Here is a 19,060-nt window from a genome sequence, read left to right on the forward strand (position 1 = left end):
CGGTCGGAGGTTCGAATCCTTCCACACGCGCCATTTCAATAACCTCCCCAAATTTAGTCTAAAGTTGTTTTAAGATATTTTTTATAGAAACTACTCCTATAGCTCATCACTCCGTGACGGGCAGAATAGAGTACCTGGCTACGAACCAGGCGGTCGGAGGTTCGAATCCTTCCACACGCGCCATTTCAATAACCTCCCCAAATTTAGTCTAAAGTTGTTTTAAGATAGTTTTTATAGAAACTACTCCTATAGCTCATCACTCAGTGACGCTCACCGCGTGACGCTCACCGCGTGACGCTCATTCAATTACCACCAGTAAATTAGTATTGTTTCTCAGTTATGCGCACAAGAGGCGTGCGGCGCAGTATTTATAGTTACCTTTCACTTCTTTCTAATTCCCATGTGCAAAATGTGTATCGGGTTCAGGCGCTTGACAGTCTCAAAGTCTTCTATAATCTTGTGCGGTCTGGAAAAATCAAAGGTAAATTACATGAATCAACACCCATCCAGCGTTGCTATTACTAAAGACAAACCTGAAGCAGGCCAAGTAGTAACGGAATTATCTAGAGCTTTTGACGCTCTGGAAGTGAAAGACTTTAGGCTGGTGATAGAGATTGCTAAAGGGTTACTGAAAACTAATAAAAAAATTCCGCAAGCCCATTATTTGATTGGCAGAGTAACAATAGAAACCAGGCAGTTAGATATCGCATTAAAAGCGCTTGAGACTGCGGTAGAACTTGATGGAACGGTAGCAGAATATTGGGCATTTTTAGCTTTGGTATATAGCCAAATCGGTAATATGGTCAAAGCAGAAAACGCCGTTGTGGCCGCCCAACAAATAGGCAGTGATAAGGCTTATATTTTACATCCCATTGCTCATGTATTAAGTGTTTTAGGACACGCTGAGGAGGCGGTCAAAAATCTACGTATTGCCGTTCAGAACTCACCTAATAATGGAATATATCACCATGCTCTTGGTGTCAGTTTGTTAGAATTAGGCGATTTTAGCGGCGCGCAGCAATCTCTCAAAAAAGCGGTGGCTCTTAATGAAAATGATGCGGAGTCTTGGTGGATTTTATCTTCACTTGTAAAAGCACAAAATAATGATTTGGCAGAGCAATTACTCGCGCTCATGAAAAAGACTGAAACAACTCCTAGAGCTCATGCTTTTCTGGGATATGCAGCAGGGAAATTATTTGAGGATACACAATGCTGGGATAAAGCCTTTGAAGTATTCGAACGTGGTGCCGCTGCAAAGCGTAAGATCGTTGATTATGATAGCTCAGAAGCCAAAAAGACCTTTGAAGTTATTAAATCTGTGTGTACAGAAAATTGGCTTAATACATCCGTTAATGAAACTAATGAGACTGCCCCAATATTTATTATTGGTCAGCCCCGCACGGGTACCACTCTTATCGACCGCATTATTTCTAGCCACAGTTTAGTGCATTCGGCTGGTGAACCGGTGCAATTGGCTATGTCACTTCGGGCGATAACAGGAGTGCGTACCAAAGAATTTATTTCAGCAGAATTAATCAATAAATCTCACTATGTTACCGGTGCCGAATTAGCTCAATCCTATCTTACTGGATTAGCTAGGCTTCGAGGCAAAACCCCATACTTCATTGATAAATTTCCAATGAATTTTATGTTAGTAGGTTTTATCGCAAAGGCCTTCCCTAAGGCTAAAATCATTCATGTTACTCGGAGCCCAGCAGATACTTGTTTTGCCGTTTTTAAACAGCTATTTGAAGAGGTCTATCAGCACAGTTATGCTCAAAGCGAAATGGCAGAACATTTTGTTATGTATCGGCAATTGATGGAGCACTGGCATACCATTATGCCTGGTAAGATTTTGGATATAGCGTATGAAGATGTTATTGCAGATAACGAAGTGCAAGCACGTAGGCTTATTCAGCATCTAGGTCTTGATTGGGAAGATACTTGCATTAATTTTGAAAAAAACAATACTGCCGTTGTGACCGCTAGTGCAGCGCAAGTACGTGAAAAGGCACATAACCGCTCGATTGGCCGATGGAAGAACTATAAGAATCAGTTATCTCCAACACTCGATATTCTCAAAGCTGCTGGAATCTCTCCATAATATAAAGCCTTTGAACCGTATAATAAAATATTACTAGATTATCTGGCCTCACACTGACGTCACTACAGGTCTAGCTATATCGGCTTATTACTGCCTAGTAGAAGAATACAAAAATTACTCCTTAGGTGAGTTTATTTAGGCTAGTTGAATATAAATTCAACTAAATTGAATTTATCTTTGTTTTTTAAGTGTTTTTGCTTTGGTGGTTTTGCTGTAATATGTTGGGCTCAATGGTAAGTAAAGGCTCAGTTTGGGCCTCAATAGGAATAGCATAATTATGCCTCATGATGTTGTCAGTTTGTTAATGGATGCGGCCAATTTAATGATGATTGGCATGTTCGTGGTTTTCCTGTTTCTAGCGGCCCTAATCGGGGCGGTAAATGTAATTGCGTGGCTTAATAAACGCTTTCCAGAATCTGCTGTTAGTTCAGGCCAACAACCTGCTAGTTCAAGTAAGTCAAATAACGCTCTACCATCTGGGTTAGTGGCTGCCATCACCGCTGCTATTCATCAACACCGTAGCAATAAATAGTTTTCAAACTTAAGAGAATATTATTATGTCAAAGCCGCTAGCTATCACTGATGTGGTATTACGTGACGCACACCAATCATTGCTTGCAACACGTTTGCGTTTAGAAGATATGCTTCCTATTGCTGAGAAGTTAGATCAAGTTGGTTATTGGTCTTTAGAAACCTGGGGCGGAGCAACATTTGATGCTTGTATTCGTTATTTAGGCGAAGATCCTTGGGAGCGAATCCGAGCCCTAAAAAAAGCCATGCCAAAGACCAAACAACAAATGTTATTGCGTGGTCAAAATTTGCTCGGTTATCGTCACTATGCTGACGATGTAGTAGAAAAGTTTATTGAACGAGCCCACACCAATGGTGTTGATGTCTTTCGTATTTTTGATGCTATGAATGATATCCGTAATTTACAAACAGCCGTTAAGGCGACGATTAAACAGGGAGCCCATGCCCAAGGTACGCTGTCTTATACCGTATCACCAGTGCACAATTTACAGACATGGTTAGACATGGCAGCCAGATTACAAGATATGGGCGTTCATTCTATCTGTATTAAAGATATGGCAGGTCTGCTAAAACCTTATGTCTGCGAGGAGCTTGTTAGTCGTTTGAAAGAAACGATTGAAGTGCCTATTGCAATGCATTGTCATGCGACCACAGGTTTAAGTACGGCCACTTATCAAAAAGCCATTGATGCAGGTATTGATATACTCGACACATCTATCTCATCTATGAGCATGACTTATGGCCACACCGCAACAGAAACCGTTGTGGCTATCGTTGAAGATACGGCGCGTGATACAGGCTTACAATTACCCTTGTTGGCCGATATAGCCAGTTATTTTAGGGATGTTAGAAAAAAATATAGCCAATTTGAAGGCAGTTTAAAAGGTGTTGATGCGCGCATTCTAATTGCTCAAGTTCCGGGTGGAATGCTAACTAATATGGAAAGCCAACTTAAGGAACAAGGTGCCTTAGATCGCATGGACGAAGTGCTGAAAGAAATTCCTCGTGTGCGAGAAGATCTTGGATTTATCCCACTAGTGACCCCCACTTCGCAGATTGTAGGTACACAGTCAGTCCTCAATGTCTTGACCGGCGAACGCTACAAAAGCATCACTAAAGAAACAGCTGGGGTATTAAAAGGTGAATATGGCGCCACAGCAGCACCGGTAAACGCGAGTTTGCAATTAAAAGTGCTAGCGGGTGAAGAGCCCATTACCTGTCGGCCAGCCGATCTTATTGGCGCTGAATTAGCTTCACTCACCAGTGAACTGGCAGACATAGCGAAGCAAGAAAACCTGCGTTTAGCGACTGACTCAGTAGATGATGTATTAACTTATGCATTATTTGCCCAAGTTGGATTGAAATTTTTACGAAATCGTCATGACCCATCTGCTTTTGAGCCCAGTCCGCAAGCTGCTGATAAAGTACAGAGTATTAAGCCTCAGACTGCTGATACTAACTCAGCCGGCCCTGCTAGCTATTCTGTTCGTGTTGATGGCAAAACTTATCAAGTTGAAGTAGGCGAGTCAGGTGCCTTGAGTAATATTCAAGCAGTGACTGAAAGCCCTGTTGCGAATAATAAAATTACCTCTGCGGCGACGGAGAGTTTGCAGTCACCTTTATCGGGAACCATCTTTAAGATTCTGGTTGCGGTTGATGAAGACGTCACTCAAGGACAAGTGGTATTGGTCATGGAAGCGATGAAAATGGAAACCGAAATTCGCTCTACTGTTAGCGGCAGGATAAGTAAGATATTAGTTAAAGACGGCGACTCAGTGCAAACTGGTCAATCTTTGTTGACGTTTAATTAAGGCATGACTTAGATGGAAAAAATTCAGCTGTTGTGGGATAGCACCGCGCTCGCTCACTTTCAACTTGGTCAAGTTGTGATGATGTTAGTGGGTGCCTTATTACTATATTTGGCAATTGTTAAGAAATTTGAGCCTTTACTACTATTACCCATTGGCTTTGGTGCGGTATTAACAAATATCCCCTTAGCTGGGTTTAGTGAGGCAGGAGGCTTGCTCTATTACATTTATCATGTTGGTATAGAAACTGGCGTCTTTCCTCTGTTAATTTTTATGGGGGTAGGCGCCATGACAGACTTTAGTGCCTTGATTGCTAATCCTCGTATGTTATTACTGGGGGCTGCGGCCCAATTTGGTATATTTGGTACATTGTTTGGCGCGATTGCGCTCAATTTCATTCCAGGTTTTGAATTCAGTATGAAAGATGCTGCCGCGATAGCTATTATTGGCGGTGCTGATGGGCCTACAGCCATATTTTTGGCTTCACGTTTGGCACCTGACTTACTCGGAGCTATTGCCGTTGCCGCCTATTCTTACATGGCATTGGTACCGATTATTCAACCCCCGATAATGCGCCTACTAACCAATGAGCAAGAGCGTAAAATCGAGATGGCGCAATTACGCCATGTATCAAAACGTGAAAAAATCATTTTCCCTTTAGCAGTACTGCTGATGACTATATTGTTTTTACCCAGTGCCACGCCATTAATCGGCATGTTCTGTTTGGGTAATTTAATGAAAGAATCTGGGGTAGTAGATAGATTAAGTAATAGTGCACAAAATGAATTAATTAACGTAGTGACTATTTTTCTGGGTTTGGCTGTGGGCTCAAAACTCTCCGCGGACAAGTTTTTGACTCTGGAAACTTTAGGGATATTAGCTCTTGGTGCTATTGCGTTCTCTGTCGGTACTGCTGCCGGTATTTTAATGGCTAAATTGATGGGCCGTTTTAGCTCACAAAAAATTAATCCCCTTATTGGTGCTGCTGGGGTATCTGCCGTACCTATGGCTGCGCGGGTGGTTAATAAGGTGGGTTTAGAATCGAATCATCATAACTTTTTACTGATGCATGCCATGGGTCCTAACGTAGCAGGTGTACTTGGCTCGGCCGTAGCCGCAGGCATCTTACTTGCCTTAGTCGGGTAGGTTTAGCATTTAATCATGTTCATCAAGTGTTTTGTCGGTTAATAAGCGCTTGATGAGCATGTACCAATTTTTGCGTATACTCTTCTTTTGGCCAATTAAAAATAACATCAGTCCGGCCTGATTCGATAATCTTACCATGGCGCATCACAATGACTTTGTCGCTGATGTGGCGGACAATGCCCAAATTGTGTGAAATAAAAATAAAACCCAGACCCAATTCGCGCTGTAGGTTCATCAATAGATTGACAATTTGAGAGCGTACAGAAGGGTCTAAGGCCGCAAATGGCTCATCTGCCACCAACACTTGTGGATTTAATATCAATGCTCTGGCAAGGGCTACACGCTGTCTCTGACCATCAGACAACATATGGCGATAAAAAAACTGGTGTTCTGGCATAAGTCCGACTTGAGCTAATGTTTGTTCAATTTTTGCGGCCCGCTGCATCATATTCAAATCGGTATTCAAACGTAAGGGCTCATCTAAAATCGACCCAAGCGTAATGCCAGGATTCAGCGATTCATTACTGTTTTGAAAAATCATCCTAATACTTAAACCACGTTGGCGCTGGTTGGATTTGTTTAAGGCTTCACCATGCAAAAAAATCTGCCCGCTTTCCGGTTTTTCCAAGCCTACAAGTAACTTGGCTAACAGCGATTTTCCTGAGCCGTTCGCGCCAATAACAGCTAAGGTTTCCCCCGCTTTGAGGTCAATATTAATTGGCCCAAGTTCAAAGGTTTTTTTTGTACTGAAAAAGTTAAGTTTGTCTTTATGATTAACAAATTTTAAATTTTCAACATGGATTAAATCAGTCATTTTTTATCCCAATGCAAGGGGAAGTGGCAACTATAATAATGTTCATGGACTCGTCTTACCGAAGGTACCACGACACACTCTCTGCGTGCTCGAGGACAGCGCGGACCGAGCCGACAGCCAATAGGTAAATGCTGTAAAGTTGGGATGGTGCCGTCCAAGGAGCTCAGTGCAGATTTTGGTGCTAAATCTTTACGAAAACTTGGCGCACTATCCAATAATGCTTGAGTGTAAGGATGTAAGGCGCGTTTTTTGAGTTGCAACATATTGCCGCTTTCTACGGTTTGACCACAATAGAGTACGGTCATGTAATGGGCCATACTGGAAATGGCAAGTAAGTCATGACTTACAAATAGTACACTCAGTTTTCTGACTTGATTAACTCGACTCAGTAATTTTAATATTTGCGATTTAGCCGTAACTTCCATTCCACGGGTTGGATCATCAGCAATGATAAGTTTTGGCTCCGACACTAAGGCCATGGCAATCATAAATTTTTGACAAACATCGTTAGAAATCTGGTGGGCATAACTTTGCATACATAGTTTATGATCCTTTATGCCGACCCGATGCAACAATTCGATAACGATTTTTTCTCTCTCTTTAGTGCGACGCCAAAACAAACGACTTTCGATACGGCTTTCAGGCACAATTTCTGTTAACTGCTCACCCAATGTTTGTAAGGGATCAAGAGAGTTTTTGGGATTTTGAAAAATAACCGAAATATCACTACGAATGACTTTGCGCCGGTCTTTGACCGACATAGTTAGTAAATCTTGCCCTCGCCACGTCATTCGATCTGCGGTAACTCGCCAACGTTGCGGTATGGCACCCACAATCGCTTTGATAATTAAACTCTTACCAGAGCCAGATTCACCTACTAGTGCATGAATTTGCCCTTCGTTAATGACCAGGTTAATTTTATCTAAAGCTTTGACCCACTCACCAGCGATATCAATTTCTAAGGTCAGGTTTTTAATATCAAGTAGACTCATTAATGTAGTAACCTATTTCTCAGCGCTGATCTCAGGCCATCGCCAACTAAATTAATAGATAACATCATTAAAAATATCGCACCGCCCGGTAAGGCTATACTCCAAGGCGCAATGTAAGCCACTTCAATTCCTTCTGAAAGCATAGCCCCGAGTTCCGGCGTTGGTGCTTGTGCCCCAAGGTTTAAAAAACCGAGGGCGCTAATGTCTAAGATGGCTATGGATAAGGCCATTGTTCCTTGTACTACCAATATTTCCCCCATATTCGGTAATATTGAACGAATAAAAATCTGATTGGGTGGAGCGCCATCTAACTTCGCTGCTTGCACATATTCTTTTTTGCATTCCTGTCGCACATAGTCGCGGGTTTGATGAATAAACTGGGGAGTGAGTGCCAGTGCAATTGCCCACATACTATTAACTAATCCAGTGCCAAGTATAGCAATAATAATGATAGCGATGAGTAAGGTTGGAATGGCCATAATAGAGTCTAACGTGTGGTTTACCACACTTGAGCGTACGCCTCTACTCATACCGGCAATGGCGCCGACGGAAACCCCAATCGACATGGCTATCAAGACCAACAATATGCTGATGCCAAACGTCATTTGACAGCCGTGCATTACTCTAGAGAGCAGATCGCGGCCAAGTGCATCGGTGCCAAAAACATTGACTATTCCTCCATTCGGCTGCCACGCGGGGGGGATCAAAATAGCATCTGCTTGCTGCAGTAAGGGATCAAAGGGGGCTAAAACCCCACAAAATAACACAATAACTAAAATAAAAAGCACGCAGCATAAGCCACCAACCGCAATATGGTTTTCTTTAAATTCCATCCACGTATGTTGCAATGGAGAGGGGTGGAACTCTTCCTGATATAGTTTAGATCGCGACACGTTCCACCTTACTTTTTTTAGGGTCAATCAGTCTTAGCAGCAGATCAATTGTCATAGTAAACATTACAACTAAGGTCGAAACAGCTAACATGCCTACTCTTATGGCTGGGTAATCACGTTGATATATAGCCTGAATAAGCCAATTACCAATGCCCGGCCATGAAAAGATCACTTCTACAATCATTGCGTTGGTTAATAATGTCGTAAATTGCATAGCGAGAATGGGCAATATTGGCATCAGTGCGTTTTTAAGCGCATGTTTCATAATGATTTGTCTTGAGGTAAGCCCTCTGGCAACCGCGGCTTGAATATACTCGCTATTTAAAGTCTCTATGATTGAACGGCGCATGATGCGCAATGTCACTGTTGTAGTAAATGCGGCTATCGATAGTGTTGGTAAAATAAGATGACGGAAGGCATCTAAAATAACCTCTGATTTATTGTCAATATCTGACCATATGATATCGAGAAACATGAATCCACTTATTCGCGGAACTTCATATAACAGACTAATGCGACCAGATAATGGAAACCAACCTAATTGCAAAGAAAATCCGAGAATTAACAACATTGCTAACCAGAAAACCGGAATAGAGTAGCCTAATACACTGGCTGACAGTAGGGCATAGTCAGTGGTTTTATGGTGACGAAGCCCAGCTAAAAACCCTAAGGGCAGGCCTATAATGAACGAGAGTATTAGGGCATAAGTACTGAGTTCTATGCTTGCGGGTAAAGTCCGTGCTACTTCATCGGCTAAAGACAAGCCTGAGCTAACACTCAGCCCCCAATTGCCACTAAATAAATCTATTAAGTAGTACCAATATTGGATTAAGAAGGCACTATCTCTGTGATAGGTTTGATTGAGAATTTCAAGTTGCTGTGGATTAGGATTAGCTATCCCGGATAAGTTGGTTAAAGGATCCCCAGGAAATAAATAGATCAAGATAAAAGAAAAAAAGCTCAAGGCGAGCAAAGTCAAAACGACGAGATTAAAAAATCGGAGTATCACTTTTAACATTATTCTTTTGTCACCCCAGCCAATTTTACTCCGCCATATGGATTGATTTCAAAGCCTACTAAGTTTTTGCGAAATGCTTGATACTTTGAGGCATGTGCAATGGGTACTAATGGTAATTGTTCAGCAATTAAAGCGTTAGCTTTAAAATAAAAATATTGGCGGTCTTCATTATTGGTGAAACGTAAGGCTTGGTCAATTAAGGCGTCATATTCTTCAGAGCACCAAAAAGCGCGATTAGTGCCTGATTTAATGGCTCCACAAGACAGTAAAGGACGATAAAAGTTATCCGGATCACCATTGTCTGCTGACCAACCGATTAAGACAGAATCGTGGTTGCCTTGTTTTAACTTCTCCCTAAACGTCGACCATTCATAACTGACGATCTCTACGTTGACCCCGACAGCTTGCAAATAACCCTGCATCAACTCAGCCATTTTGATTGCGTTCGGATTGTAAGGCCTTTCAACGGGCATGGCCCAAATACTCATAGTAAACCCGGGTTCAATACCATTCTCTCTAAGTAATTTTTGGGCGGCTGAGGGATTATAACTAATATTTTTTTGTTCAGTTTGAAATGCCCATGACGTGGGTGGCACGATATTCTTAGCTAAAATTGCACTATCAAAGTAAATGGCTTCTATTAGGGCATTTTTGTCTATTGCTAAGGATAAGGCACGCCTTACTTCGGGACGATCAAATGGTGGTTTAGAGGTATTAAAAGCCCAAAAGCCCACGTTCAATCCTGGTTTTTCGTCTAGGATTAAATCTTTTGATTGGCGAACGACTTCCAATTCACTGTGGGCGGGCAGTCCCATAGCATCACATTCACCGGTAATTAACTTGGCTAATCGCAGGGAGCTTGAGGGCGTAATATCAAAAATTAATTGTTCAGTTTGTATTGAGTCACCCCAATACTGATTGTGCTTTTTAAAGCGAATGAAACTGTCTTGTCGAAAGTTGGCAAATTTGAACGGACCTGTGCCGATGGGCTGACGATCAATCAGGTCTTTTTGATCGTTCTGTTCAAGTTGTTCCGCGTATTCCTTAGATAAAATAACTGCAAAGTCAGTGGCCAAATTAGATAAAAAAGAACTTTGGGGCTGTTTTAATACTATTTCAAGGCGATAGGTATTAATTCGTTCGACCCTTTCTATTAACTTGCCAAGTCCTAGACTGTCTGCATAAGGATAGGCGCCACCTGAAACATTGTGATAAACACTGTCTTTTAGCCGCCAACGGTCAAAACTAAAAATCACGTCATCAACATTAAATGCTCTGGTAGGGGTAAAGTAATCGGTTTGATGAAATTCAACGTTCTTTCGCAATTGGAAAGTGTAACGCAAGCCATTATCGCTGATAAGCCAACTGGTGGCTAAACCAGCAATGACGTTGCCGGTTTGCCCATCAAAATCGAGCAATCGATCGTATATTTGATGAGATGAAGCGTCCACTGTGGTGCCCGATGTATCTAATTGTGGGTTAAAACTTGTCGGGTTACCCTCTGAACAATAAATAACACCATCAGATTGGTTGTTGGCATTTAGCAGGGCATCACAGCCAAACAAACTGAGACAAAATAGAATAATAAAACTATTTTGTAATAGCCTTTTTTTGGAATTTAGCTTAAACCCGCAATAACTAAGCATCTTGCTCATCGGCATTTTCAAGAAGATTATACTTTTTTAAATAGCCTCGTAATTGATGATAGGTTAAACCTAATTTTTCTGCTGTTTTCTTTTGGTTAAATTGACTATCTGCCAGTGCTTTATTAATCAAGTCAATTTCAAAGTCTTGTGATAACTCCTTTAAATCAACAGGAAACTCAAACTGTGGCTCTAATTTAGCAGTGGTCGTTGGTAGCACGACAGACTGTTCGCTATTAATTGTGGTTTCTTCTGCTGGTAAGGGCGTAGACGTGGTAATCCGATCATGTGTTTTAATGCGTTTTTTCGGTCTAAATGGCGACTCAAAGGGGTCGAGTACAATTTGGTGCACAGGTAAATGTGGATTGTTACTACGATATACCGCACGTTCTACGGTATTTTTCAGCTCCCTAATATTACCCGGCCAATGATATTCAAGTAAAATGCGCTTGGCTTTTTCAGTAAAGCCACTAAACAATTCCATTTCTAACTCTCTTGCCATATTGATAGCAAAATTCTCGGCTAACATCATAATATCGTCCTTTCGCTCTCGTAATGGCGGCAGGGTGATAACATCAAAAGCAAGTCTGTCTAACAAATCAGCTCTAAATTCTCCTGAATCAGCTAAGCTCGGTAAATCCTCATTGGTTGCGGCGACCAAACGCACGTCTACCTTAATACTGCGTGAGCCACCGACACGTTCAAACTCCCCGTATTCTATGACTCTTAATAGTTTTTCTTGGATCATGCCAGAGGTATTTGCCAATTCATCTAAAAACAGGGTGCCGTTATGGGCTGTTTCAAATCTACCTTCACGTTTCTTGGCCGCCCCCGTAAACGCACCTGCTTCATAACCAAATAATTCACTTTCGAGTAAGTTTTCATTGAGCGCTGCGCAGTTCAATTTTAAATAGGTTTGCTCCCAACGCTTAGATAGAAAATGCAAGCGAGCGGCAACCAGTTCTTTACCTGTGCCACGTTCACCAATAATCAGAACGGGCTTGTTAAGGGGAGCTATTTGTGAAATTTGCTCTAGAACCTCTAAAAAACTATTAGACTGTCCTACCAAATTATCTTGTTGGCGAAAGCGGCTCATCAATATCCTTAAAAAGTGGTCGATTTAGCTAATAATTAGCGTAGATTGATACGATTGTAGATTGCACTCAAGTTAATGTAAATATTTATTGTTTAAAATCAGTATGTTAGTTTGTTGTCGAGGTTGGCCCATATATTGAATAAACTACAACATAAACAACGTTAAACAATAAAATTAGTTAACATTAAACAAAGAGGTAATAACTATGGGTATCTTCTCTCGTTTCACCGATATAGTGAACTCAAATATTAACGCCATTTTAGATAAGGCTGAAGATCCAGAAAAAATGGTTCGTCTAATTATCCAAGAAATGGAAGACACATTGGTTGAAGTGCGTTCTGCCTCAGCTAAAACCTTAGCTAATAAAAAGGAAATTAGCACACAGATTAATAAGCTTCAAAACGAAGCTTTGAATTGGAAAGCAAAGGCTGAACTTGCTATCAGTAAGGATAGAGAAGATTTAGCTAGAGCGGCTTTACAAGAAAAGAAAAAATGTGATGATCACGCTAATATATTAGTTAAAGAATTGGGCTTAGTTGACGAGCAAATTACTAAGTTGCAAAGTGAAGTAGGCCAATTGCAGGATAAATTAGCCGATGCTAAAACACGTCAAAAGGCCATCATACTGCGTCAGAATACAGTAAGTTCAAGACTTGAAGTTAAAAAGACCTTGGATAGCACTAAAGTTGATGCAGCCATGGGACGTTTCGAGCAGTATGAGCGTAAAATTGATGATTTAGAGTCTATGGTCGATGCTTATGATTTAGGCAAAAAAACCTTAGCCGATGAATTTGCAGAACTTGAAGCCGGACAAGATATCGATGATGAATTGGCCGCGCTAAAAAAGAAAGTTCAAAGTAAATCAACGGCAGCGAAAAAGTAAGTTCTGGGCAAAATAAGGAGGTAAATTGTGGAAGATATCGTAGGAATAATCATTGCTCCAATCATCATTTTCATGATTTTTGTGGCACCAATATGGCTTATTTTACACTACCGCAGTAAGAAGCAAATGAATCAAGGATTATCTCAGGATGAGTATGCTACGTTGCAGGAACTTGCTGATAGAGCAGAAAAAATGGCCGACCGCATTCATACTTTAGAGTCTATATTGGATGCCGAGGCACCTCAGTGGAGAAGCAAAGTATGACCTTAAAAAAAGATCTATATCGTGACCCTGACAAAGGCAAAATTGCTGGGGTATGCGCTGGCTTAGCTGAGTATTTTGGTTGGGAACTATGGTTGGTCAGAATTTTAGTGGTCAGTGCCTTTTTCCTATTTGCTGGTCCATTTATTTTCGTAAGTTACATTGCCGCCTGGTTTATTTTGGACAAGAAACCTGGTTCAAAAGGCAGTAAAACACCTTTTGTAGCTCATAGCAGTGTGACAAAAACGAGAGGCAAGGGCTGGCACAATCAAACTGATGATGAAGACAAAGTGGTGGTCAAGTCTAAAATCTGGCAGGCAGGTGAGCCACCTAAACAAGCATTTCAAGATATACAGCAACGATTTGCAAAAAATGAAATACGTTTAAGACAAGTGGAAACTTATGTCACATCATCTGAGTTTCAACTCAATAGAGAAATTAGCCAGTTATAGCGCTATATTTATAGACCAAGCATGTATCTAATTTAACTTGCTTGGTCTTTTTATTGGTAAAACCGCATTCACTCTAAGATTTTTAAGGGCCCATGGATAAAGCAAATTCCGCACAACGCTACGTTAATCAGGCAATGCATCATGCTAAATTAGCCGGTGCTCGCTTGGCCGATAAACACGTTAATTTGGCTGTCACTGGGCTAAGTAAAAGCGGTAAGACTGCATTTATTACCTCATTAATGAATCAACTTCTCGAAGTGAATGAAGATGCAGAGTTGCCGTTTTTCTCAACTAAACGGGAAGGTCGTATCATTGGTGTGAAACGCAGTAATCAAGTTGATTTAAGCGCTAGTCGTTTTGCTTATGAAGACGCCATTTTGGGCTTGTCGACAGAACCTCCAACTTGGCCACAATCCACCACTGGTATTTCTCAAATCAGGTTAGTGATCCGTTATAAGAAAAAAAGCGGGCTAAGTCGTTGGTTAAGTGAAGATGCAAAACTGACCTTGGATATTACCGATTATCCCGGTGAATGGTTGTTAGATTTGCCCTTGCTAGATATGGATTTTGTACAATGGTGTGAATACTCTAGTCGACAACTCATTAACGAGCAAAGAGCGAAACTTGCAGCGCCAATTCGCGCAGAAATTGAAGCCATTGATTTAAATGCCAAGGGCGATGAACTGCTCTTACAAAAAACAGCTGAATCTTATGCAAAGTACTTAAAACAATGTCAGCAGGCGGGATTTCAATTGTTGCTTCCTGGGCGTTTTCTATTGCCTGGTGAGTTGCTAGGAGCACCAGTATTGCATTTCTTTCCTGTCTCTCCCGAACAATTAATAGCACAAAATATCGATCTTGCTAAGCTCGTAAAGGGTAGTAATGCTGAGCTGTTAGTGAAACGTTTTGAATATTACAAACAGCATGTTGTTAGACCCTTTTACCAACAACATTTTAAACGTTTTGACAGACAAATTATTTTAGTTGATTGCCTTAGTGCGTTAAATAATGGTTTACACAGTTATCAGGATCTTCAGGCTGCTTTACAATGGATAATGCAAAGTTTTGCCTATGGCTCGTCTAATATACTCAAACGTTTATTTAAACCCAAAATAGATAAACTGGTCTTCGCTGCTAGCAAGGCTGATCATGTTACCCCTGATCAACAAGTCAATTTAGTTAAACTTCTTGATTCAATGTTGCGAGATGCTCGTAAACAGTTGCAATTTGATGGTGTCGTGACGGAATCGACACTTATTGCCGCTATAAAAGCCTCAACGAGTGGTAAAGCACAGATTAATGGAGAGTTTGTCCCTGTATTACAAGGCCGTACAGAGGATGGCCTAAATTTGACATTATTTCCTGGTGAAGTGCCAGCAACTTGCCCAAAAGCCGAATTTTGGCAAAAACAAGGATTTGCTTTCCCTCAATTTGCCGCGCCTTTGTTAAAGGATCAGCAAGCCTTGCCTCATATAAGAATGGATCAAGTACTTGATTTTATGCTGGCGGATAAATTGCTATGAAGGATAAAACCGAAAACAAGCATGAAAAAGAAGCATCCTTTATTAATAAAAACACTGACTCTTTTGAACCTGATGATGGGGATAAACCAATAAGAGCCTCGATAGTTGTGCAAGCGATACCGTTTAACAAAAAGCCTGAGGTAGAGGTCAATCAGCCTAGTTTGCAAAGCCAAACCATTTTTGACGAGCAGTTACATGTATCGCCAATAGAGGAAAAACCTGACGACACGCTCATTCAAGTAAAAAAACCGGCTTCGTCATCCAAACTAAGCAGGCTGTTGTGGTTAGCGACAACAGTGCTGGTTATTACCCTCAGTATGGCAGAGTTATATTCGGCTATTTCATTTGTAATTACCGACCAGAACTGGCTGGCTGGAGGCTGGTTAGTGCTGTTTAGTATAGTTTTGATTGCTGGCTGTAAGCTTGTTTTTAGTGAATTTAAGTCTTTAAAAAAGTTAAAGCAACAGAAGGAAATACAACAATACTCGGCTGATTTATTTAATACCCCAGCGATTGGTTTGGGACAGACCCATTGCGAAGTGATTGCCCGTCGTTTACCTAGCGAATATCAACCTTTAGTTAAAGTCTGGAGTGATGGTTTGCATAGCCATTACACGAACAAAGAGGTATTGAGTCTATTTGAACTCAAAGTATTAGGCCCTATTGATAAAATGGCGCTGAATAAAATCACCAGTAATGCCTCTGCTGCAGGGGTGATGATAGCGGTTAGCCCCTTTGCTATGTTGGATATGTTGATTGTATTGTGGCGCAACATAAAAATGATCAATCAGTTGAGTAGTTTATACGGTGTCCGCCTAGGTTATTGGGGGCGAGTAGCCCTTATTAAACAAATATTTCGCTCTATGTTATACGCCGGGGCTGCTGAAATATTAAGTGACGCTGGCAATTACGCATTGGGCGTTGGCCTGACAGGTAAAATATCCACTCGCGTTGCCCAAGGGTTAGGGGCAGGGGTACTTACTAGTCGTATCGGTTTAAAAGCATTAAATGAATGTAGACCGATGCCATGGCTGTCGGCCACTAGGCCCGGCTTAAGCAGTATGACCAATCAATTGCGTGAGGAACTAAGCCAATACTTAAAGTAAGTATTTTCGCTCTACAATGTTCGCTAAATTGAGAGTTTGTAGCATTATCTTTACATAAAATTAACTTGTTCTTGTTGCTGCCCCTCTGTAGATTTATGGCCGAGTCAGTAGACTATAGGCATCATTTATTAGTTAATTAAATTATGTCTAAACAAACAAAGTATATTTCAAATCAAGCCGATGCAAACGGCGTTATTCATTGGTCAGATGCAGAAAATACGACGTGGCGAGCGCTAGTAGAAAGACAATTAGATCTTCTTCAGGGGCGCGCTTGTGATGAATATTTGCAAGGCCTAGAGTTACTTGGTTTGACTGCTGATGTTATTCCTCAGCTTCATGATATCAATACTGTGCTCGAAAAAACCACCGGATGGCAAGTCACACAAGTGCCTTCACTGATTAATTTTGACAAGTTTTTCAACCTATTAGCCAATAAGCAATTTCCTGTTGCCACTTTTATCCGTTCAGCCGATGAATTTGATTATTTGCAGGAACCCGATATTTTTCATGAGATTTTTGGCCATTGTCCTTTATTAACCAACCCTGCCTTTGCTCACTTTACCCATACTTACGGAAAGTTAGGAGAACGGGCCAGTAAAGAAGATCGGGTTTATTTGGCTCGTTTATATTGGTTTACTATTGAATTTGGATTATTAAAAACCCCAGAGGGCATTCGAATTTATGGTGGAGGCATTCTTTCTTCACCAGGAGAAACGATACATGCCCTCGATACATCTGCCTGTGAGCATTTCATCATGCAGGCGATTGAAGCTCTGCGCACTCCTTATCGAATTGATATCATGCAACCCCTTTATTACTTGCTCAATTCTTTTGATGATTTGTTTGCGATTGCCGAACTTGATTTAATGGAGCTGGTACAGCAAGCAAAACGCTTAGGTTTGCATGAGCCGCGTTTCCCGCCTAAACAATCCATGGCAAGTTGATTTTCTATATCATTGAAAATCCTGTTCTAGCGCCTAGTTTTGTAATAATATCTTTACAAATTTTCCATATTTGATTATCAAAATGGAAGGCGTTTAGGCGTTTATTACTATGCGAGAAACTTAATGCGATTAGAAATTAGTTGTCAGGATAGGTTAGGTATTACCCAAGATGTACTTGATATATTAGTGAGCCATCAAATCGATCTCAGAGGGATTGAAATTGATGAAGTGGGCAAGATTTACTTGAATTTCCCCACTATTAAATTTGAAGATTTTCAACATCTTATGCCTAAAATACGCAAGATTGCGGGCATAGAAGATGTAAAAACAACTGCCTTTATGCCACTTGAGCGCGAACAGAATCAGTTGAAAGCCTTATTAAAAACGCTACCTGATCCGGTATTTTCAGTGGACCCTAAAGGACGCATCGTATTAGTGAACGAGGTCGTATTAAGCCAATTGGAAAAAACCAAAAACGAAGTTTTAGGCGAAGAGATTAGTGATTTAATTAAAGGTTTTAATATTAGCCGTTGGTTAGAGAGTAAAAACATTTGTGCCCAAGCACAAAAGATCCGCTTTTTAGAGCAAGATTATTTAGCCGATATTTTGCCAGTTATGATACCCGATGCGGATGGGGAAAATATCGTCGCGGGAGCGGTCATTATGCTTAAGTCAGAGTTGCGTCTTGGCCAACAACTCACCGTTTTCCATCAAGCAAGCTTTGATAGTTTTATCTCGATTCAGGCACAAAGTAAGGTCATGAAAAAGGTAATCCTTGAAGCTAAAAGAATGGCTGAGTTAGACGGACCCATGATTATATTTGGTGAGACAGGTACAGGAAAAGAACTGATAGCCAAGGCCTGCCATGAGGCAAGTAGACGTTGTGATGGGCAGTTTTTGGTGCTTAATTGTGGCTCTTTACCTGACAATGTTGCTGAAACAGAGCTGTTTGGTTATGCCCCTGGCGCCTTTGGTCAGAGCGAAGGAAAGGCTGGTTTATTAGAGTTAGCCCAAGGTGGCAGTTTATTTTTAGATGAAATAGCGGAAATGTCTGCTCAGTTACAAGTCAAATTGTTACGCGTTTTGCAAAATGGTAAATATAGACGGGTAGGTGATGTAAATGAAAAAGACGTTGACGTCAGAATTATTTGTACCACACAAAAAGACCTCGGAAAATTAGTCCAACAAGGTCTGTTTAGAGAAGACTTATATTACCGTCTTAACGTCTTAGGTTTAGTCTTACCCCCTTTAAGAGAGCGTAAACTAGACATATTGCCACTAGCAGAGCGCTTTTTAAAACAACACAGTGTTAAGTTAGGTAGACGCACCCCCAAGTTGAGTAAAAATTGTACTGATTATTTGTCTTCTTATCCTTGGCCGGGCAACGTCAGGCAATTAGAAAATGCACTTTATCGGGCAGTTTCTTTGTTGGAAGGTAATGAGTTAGAACAGGAGCATATCAGAGTGCCCAATTGCTCTGCGGTAACCAGTTTTGTGGCCGAAGACTTTACCGGTAATTTAGATGAAGAAGTTAAGCGTTATGAAAAAGATATATTAGCGCGTTTATATCCTAGTTTTCCCAGCACGCGACAACTGGCAAAAAAGCTTGGATTAAGTCATACCGCAGTAGCTAATAAACTGCGTGAATACGGTATCAATAAACACACTGTAAATCTTTAATTACACCTGTGTACCTAAATTTTGCCAATTTGATGAGATTTTAAGGCTACACAGGCCGTTAAACTCGATTGAAAACAATTTGTAAAATAAATATTACAAAATTGCTTTTTTACCATTCTAGGAGGCTAGGCTTAGCCTCTTCTCTTTCCCCGCTATTTGCTGTCTA

Annotated in this window: 17 protein-coding genes; 11 read left to right on the plus strand and 6 right to left on the minus strand. The window is 41.0% G+C overall.

Translation table 11 applies throughout. The annotated features are described in order from the left end of the window. The first annotated feature begins 490 nt into the window (after positions 1 to 490). From ABKW31_RS19375 to ABKW31_RS19390, 4 genes are all read left to right on the plus strand, one after another. Positions 491 to 2,104, plus strand: coding sequence for a sulfotransferase (locus ABKW31_RS19375; protein WP_348618243.1), 1,614 nt, complete (start codon positions 491 to 493; stop codon positions 2,102 to 2,104). A gap of 277 nt (positions 2,105 to 2,381) precedes the next feature. Continuing rightward, positions 2,382 to 2,636, plus strand: coding sequence for an OadG family transporter subunit (locus ABKW31_RS19380; RefSeq protein ID WP_348618244.1), 255 nt, complete (start codon positions 2,382 to 2,384; stop codon positions 2,634 to 2,636). Positions 2,637 to 2,661: 25 nt separating this feature from the next. Beyond that, the gene (gene oadA / locus ABKW31_RS19385) at positions 2,662 to 4,446 is read left to right on the plus strand and encodes a sodium-extruding oxaloacetate decarboxylase subunit alpha (RefSeq protein WP_348618245.1); all 1,785 of its coding nucleotides are present in this window, start codon (positions 2,662 to 2,664) and stop codon (positions 4,444 to 4,446) included. 12 nt (positions 4,447 to 4,458) lie between these two features. Continuing rightward, positions 4,459 to 5,589: a sodium ion-translocating decarboxylase subunit beta gene (locus ABKW31_RS19390; RefSeq protein ID WP_348618246.1), complete on the plus strand. Its 1,131-nt coding sequence runs from the start codon at positions 4,459 to 4,461 to the stop codon at positions 5,587 to 5,589. 22 nt (positions 5,590 to 5,611) lie between these two features. Here the strand turns inward: ABKW31_RS19390 and ABKW31_RS19395 are convergent, their stop codons facing one another. Genes ABKW31_RS19395 through pspF form a run of 6 tightly spaced genes read right to left on the minus strand, consistent with a single transcriptional unit; the run spans position 5,612 to position 12,045 of the window. After that, on the minus strand, positions 5,612 to 6,403 hold the full coding sequence (locus ABKW31_RS19395; RefSeq protein WP_348618247.1) for an ATP-binding cassette domain-containing protein: 792 nt from the start codon (positions 6,401 to 6,403) through the stop codon (positions 5,612 to 5,614). Next, positions 6,400 to 7,395 (minus strand): oligopeptide/dipeptide ABC transporter ATP-binding protein, encoded by a 996-nt coding sequence (locus ABKW31_RS19400; protein ID WP_348618248.1) that lies wholly within the window; start codon positions 7,393 to 7,395, stop codon positions 6,400 to 6,402. Before ABKW31_RS19400 ends, ABKW31_RS19395 begins: the two co-directional genes overlap by 4 nt. Further along, the gene (locus ABKW31_RS19405) at positions 7,395 to 8,288 is read right to left on the minus strand and encodes an ABC transporter permease subunit (RefSeq protein WP_348618249.1); all 894 of its coding nucleotides are present in this window, start codon (positions 8,286 to 8,288) and stop codon (positions 7,395 to 7,397) included. Before ABKW31_RS19405 ends, ABKW31_RS19400 begins: the two co-directional genes overlap by 1 nt. Further along, positions 8,275 to 9,306 (minus strand): ABC transporter permease, encoded by a 1,032-nt coding sequence (locus ABKW31_RS19410; protein WP_348618250.1) that lies wholly within the window; start codon positions 9,304 to 9,306, stop codon positions 8,275 to 8,277. The genes ABKW31_RS19405 and ABKW31_RS19410 overlap by 14 nt, the downstream gene beginning before the upstream one ends. Next, a complete protein-coding gene (locus ABKW31_RS19415) occupies positions 9,306 to 10,961 on the minus strand; it encodes an ABC transporter substrate-binding protein (protein WP_348618251.1) in 1,656 nt (551 codons plus the stop codon). Before ABKW31_RS19415 ends, ABKW31_RS19410 begins: the two co-directional genes overlap by 1 nt. Then, positions 10,945 to 12,045, minus strand: a complete 1,101-nt coding sequence (gene pspF / locus ABKW31_RS19420) for a phage shock protein operon transcriptional activator (protein WP_348618252.1) — start codon at positions 12,043 to 12,045, stop codon at positions 10,945 to 10,947. Before pspF ends, ABKW31_RS19415 begins: the two co-directional genes overlap by 17 nt. Positions 12,046 to 12,250: 205 nt before the next feature. On the opposite strand from pspF, the gene pspA reads away from it, so the two are divergent. From pspA to tyrR, 7 genes are all read left to right on the plus strand, one after another. Next, the gene (gene pspA / locus ABKW31_RS19425; protein WP_348618253.1) at positions 12,251 to 12,928 is read left to right on the plus strand and encodes a phage shock protein PspA; all 678 of its coding nucleotides are present in this window, start codon (positions 12,251 to 12,253) and stop codon (positions 12,926 to 12,928) included. Positions 12,929 to 12,955: 27 nt separating this feature from the next. Continuing rightward, positions 12,956 to 13,192, plus strand: a complete 237-nt coding sequence (pspB, locus tag ABKW31_RS19430; protein WP_348618254.1) for an envelope stress response membrane protein PspB — start codon at positions 12,956 to 12,958, stop codon at positions 13,190 to 13,192. Continuing rightward, on the plus strand, positions 13,189 to 13,641 hold the full coding sequence (pspC, locus tag ABKW31_RS19435) for an envelope stress response membrane protein PspC (protein WP_348618255.1): 453 nt from the start codon (positions 13,189 to 13,191) through the stop codon (positions 13,639 to 13,641). Before pspB ends, pspC begins: the two co-directional genes overlap by 4 nt. A 92-nt stretch (positions 13,642 to 13,733) precedes the next feature. Next, positions 13,734 to 15,164: a YcjX family protein gene (locus ABKW31_RS19440; RefSeq protein WP_348618256.1), complete on the plus strand. Its 1,431-nt coding sequence runs from the start codon at positions 13,734 to 13,736 to the stop codon at positions 15,162 to 15,164. Further along, positions 15,161 to 16,270, plus strand: a complete 1,110-nt coding sequence (locus ABKW31_RS19445) for a TIGR01620 family protein (protein ID WP_348618257.1) — start codon at positions 15,161 to 15,163, stop codon at positions 16,268 to 16,270. The genes ABKW31_RS19440 and ABKW31_RS19445 overlap by 4 nt, the downstream gene beginning before the upstream one ends. 143 nt (positions 16,271 to 16,413) lie before the next feature. Next, positions 16,414 to 17,214: a phenylalanine 4-monooxygenase gene (gene phhA, locus ABKW31_RS19450; RefSeq protein ID WP_348618258.1), complete on the plus strand. Its 801-nt coding sequence runs from the start codon at positions 16,414 to 16,416 to the stop codon at positions 17,212 to 17,214. Positions 17,215 to 17,337: 123 nt separating this feature from the next. Continuing rightward, on the plus strand, positions 17,338 to 18,894 hold the full coding sequence (gene tyrR, locus ABKW31_RS19455; protein ID WP_348618259.1) for a transcriptional regulator TyrR: 1,557 nt from the start codon (positions 17,338 to 17,340) through the stop codon (positions 18,892 to 18,894). The last annotated feature ends 166 nt before the right edge of the window (positions 18,895 to 19,060 follow it).

This window comes from Paraglaciecola sp. 25GB23A, from assembly GCF_040012495.1.
GTDB lineage: Bacteria > Pseudomonadota > Gammaproteobacteria > Enterobacterales > Alteromonadaceae > Paraglaciecola.

Bases quoted from the DNA above. Each gene is read 5' to 3' on its own strand.
- ABKW31_RS19380 (WP_348618244.1), top strand. From the start codon at position 2,382: ATGCCTCATGATGTTGTCAGTTTGTTAATGGATGCGGCCAATTTAATG.
- phhA (WP_348618258.1), top strand. From the start codon at position 16,414: ATGTCTAAACAAACAAAGTATATTTCAAATCAAGCCGATGCAAACGGC.
- pspF (WP_348618252.1), bottom strand. From the start codon at position 12,045: ATGAGCCGCTTTCGCCAACAAGATAATTTGGTAGGACAGTCTAATAGT.
- ABKW31_RS19395 (WP_348618247.1), bottom strand. From the start codon at position 6,403: ATGACTGATTTAATCCATGTTGAAAATTTAAAATTTGTTAATCATAAA.
- pspA (WP_348618253.1), top strand. From the start codon at position 12,251: ATGGGTATCTTCTCTCGTTTCACCGATATAGTGAACTCAAATATTAAC.
- ABKW31_RS19390 (WP_348618246.1), top strand. From the start codon at position 4,459: ATGGAAAAAATTCAGCTGTTGTGGGATAGCACCGCGCTCGCTCACTTT.
- ABKW31_RS19445 (WP_348618257.1), top strand. From the start codon at position 15,161: ATGAAGGATAAAACCGAAAACAAGCATGAAAAAGAAGCATCCTTTATT.
- tyrR (WP_348618259.1), top strand. From the start codon at position 17,338: ATGCGATTAGAAATTAGTTGTCAGGATAGGTTAGGTATTACCCAAGAT.
- ABKW31_RS19410 (WP_348618250.1), bottom strand. From the start codon at position 9,306: ATGTTAAAAGTGATACTCCGATTTTTTAATCTCGTCGTTTTGACTTTG.
- ABKW31_RS19440 (WP_348618256.1), top strand. From the start codon at position 13,734: ATGGATAAAGCAAATTCCGCACAACGCTACGTTAATCAGGCAATGCAT.
- ABKW31_RS19400 (WP_348618248.1), bottom strand. From the start codon at position 7,395: ATGAGTCTACTTGATATTAAAAACCTGACCTTAGAAATTGATATCGCT.
- ABKW31_RS19375 (WP_348618243.1), top strand. From the start codon at position 491: ATGAATCAACACCCATCCAGCGTTGCTATTACTAAAGACAAACCTGAA.
- ABKW31_RS19415 (WP_348618251.1), bottom strand. From the start codon at position 10,961: ATGAGCAAGATGCTTAGTTATTGCGGGTTTAAGCTAAATTCCAAAAAA.
- oadA (WP_348618245.1), top strand. From the start codon at position 2,662: ATGTCAAAGCCGCTAGCTATCACTGATGTGGTATTACGTGACGCACAC.
- pspC (WP_348618255.1), top strand. From the start codon at position 13,189: ATGACCTTAAAAAAAGATCTATATCGTGACCCTGACAAAGGCAAAATT.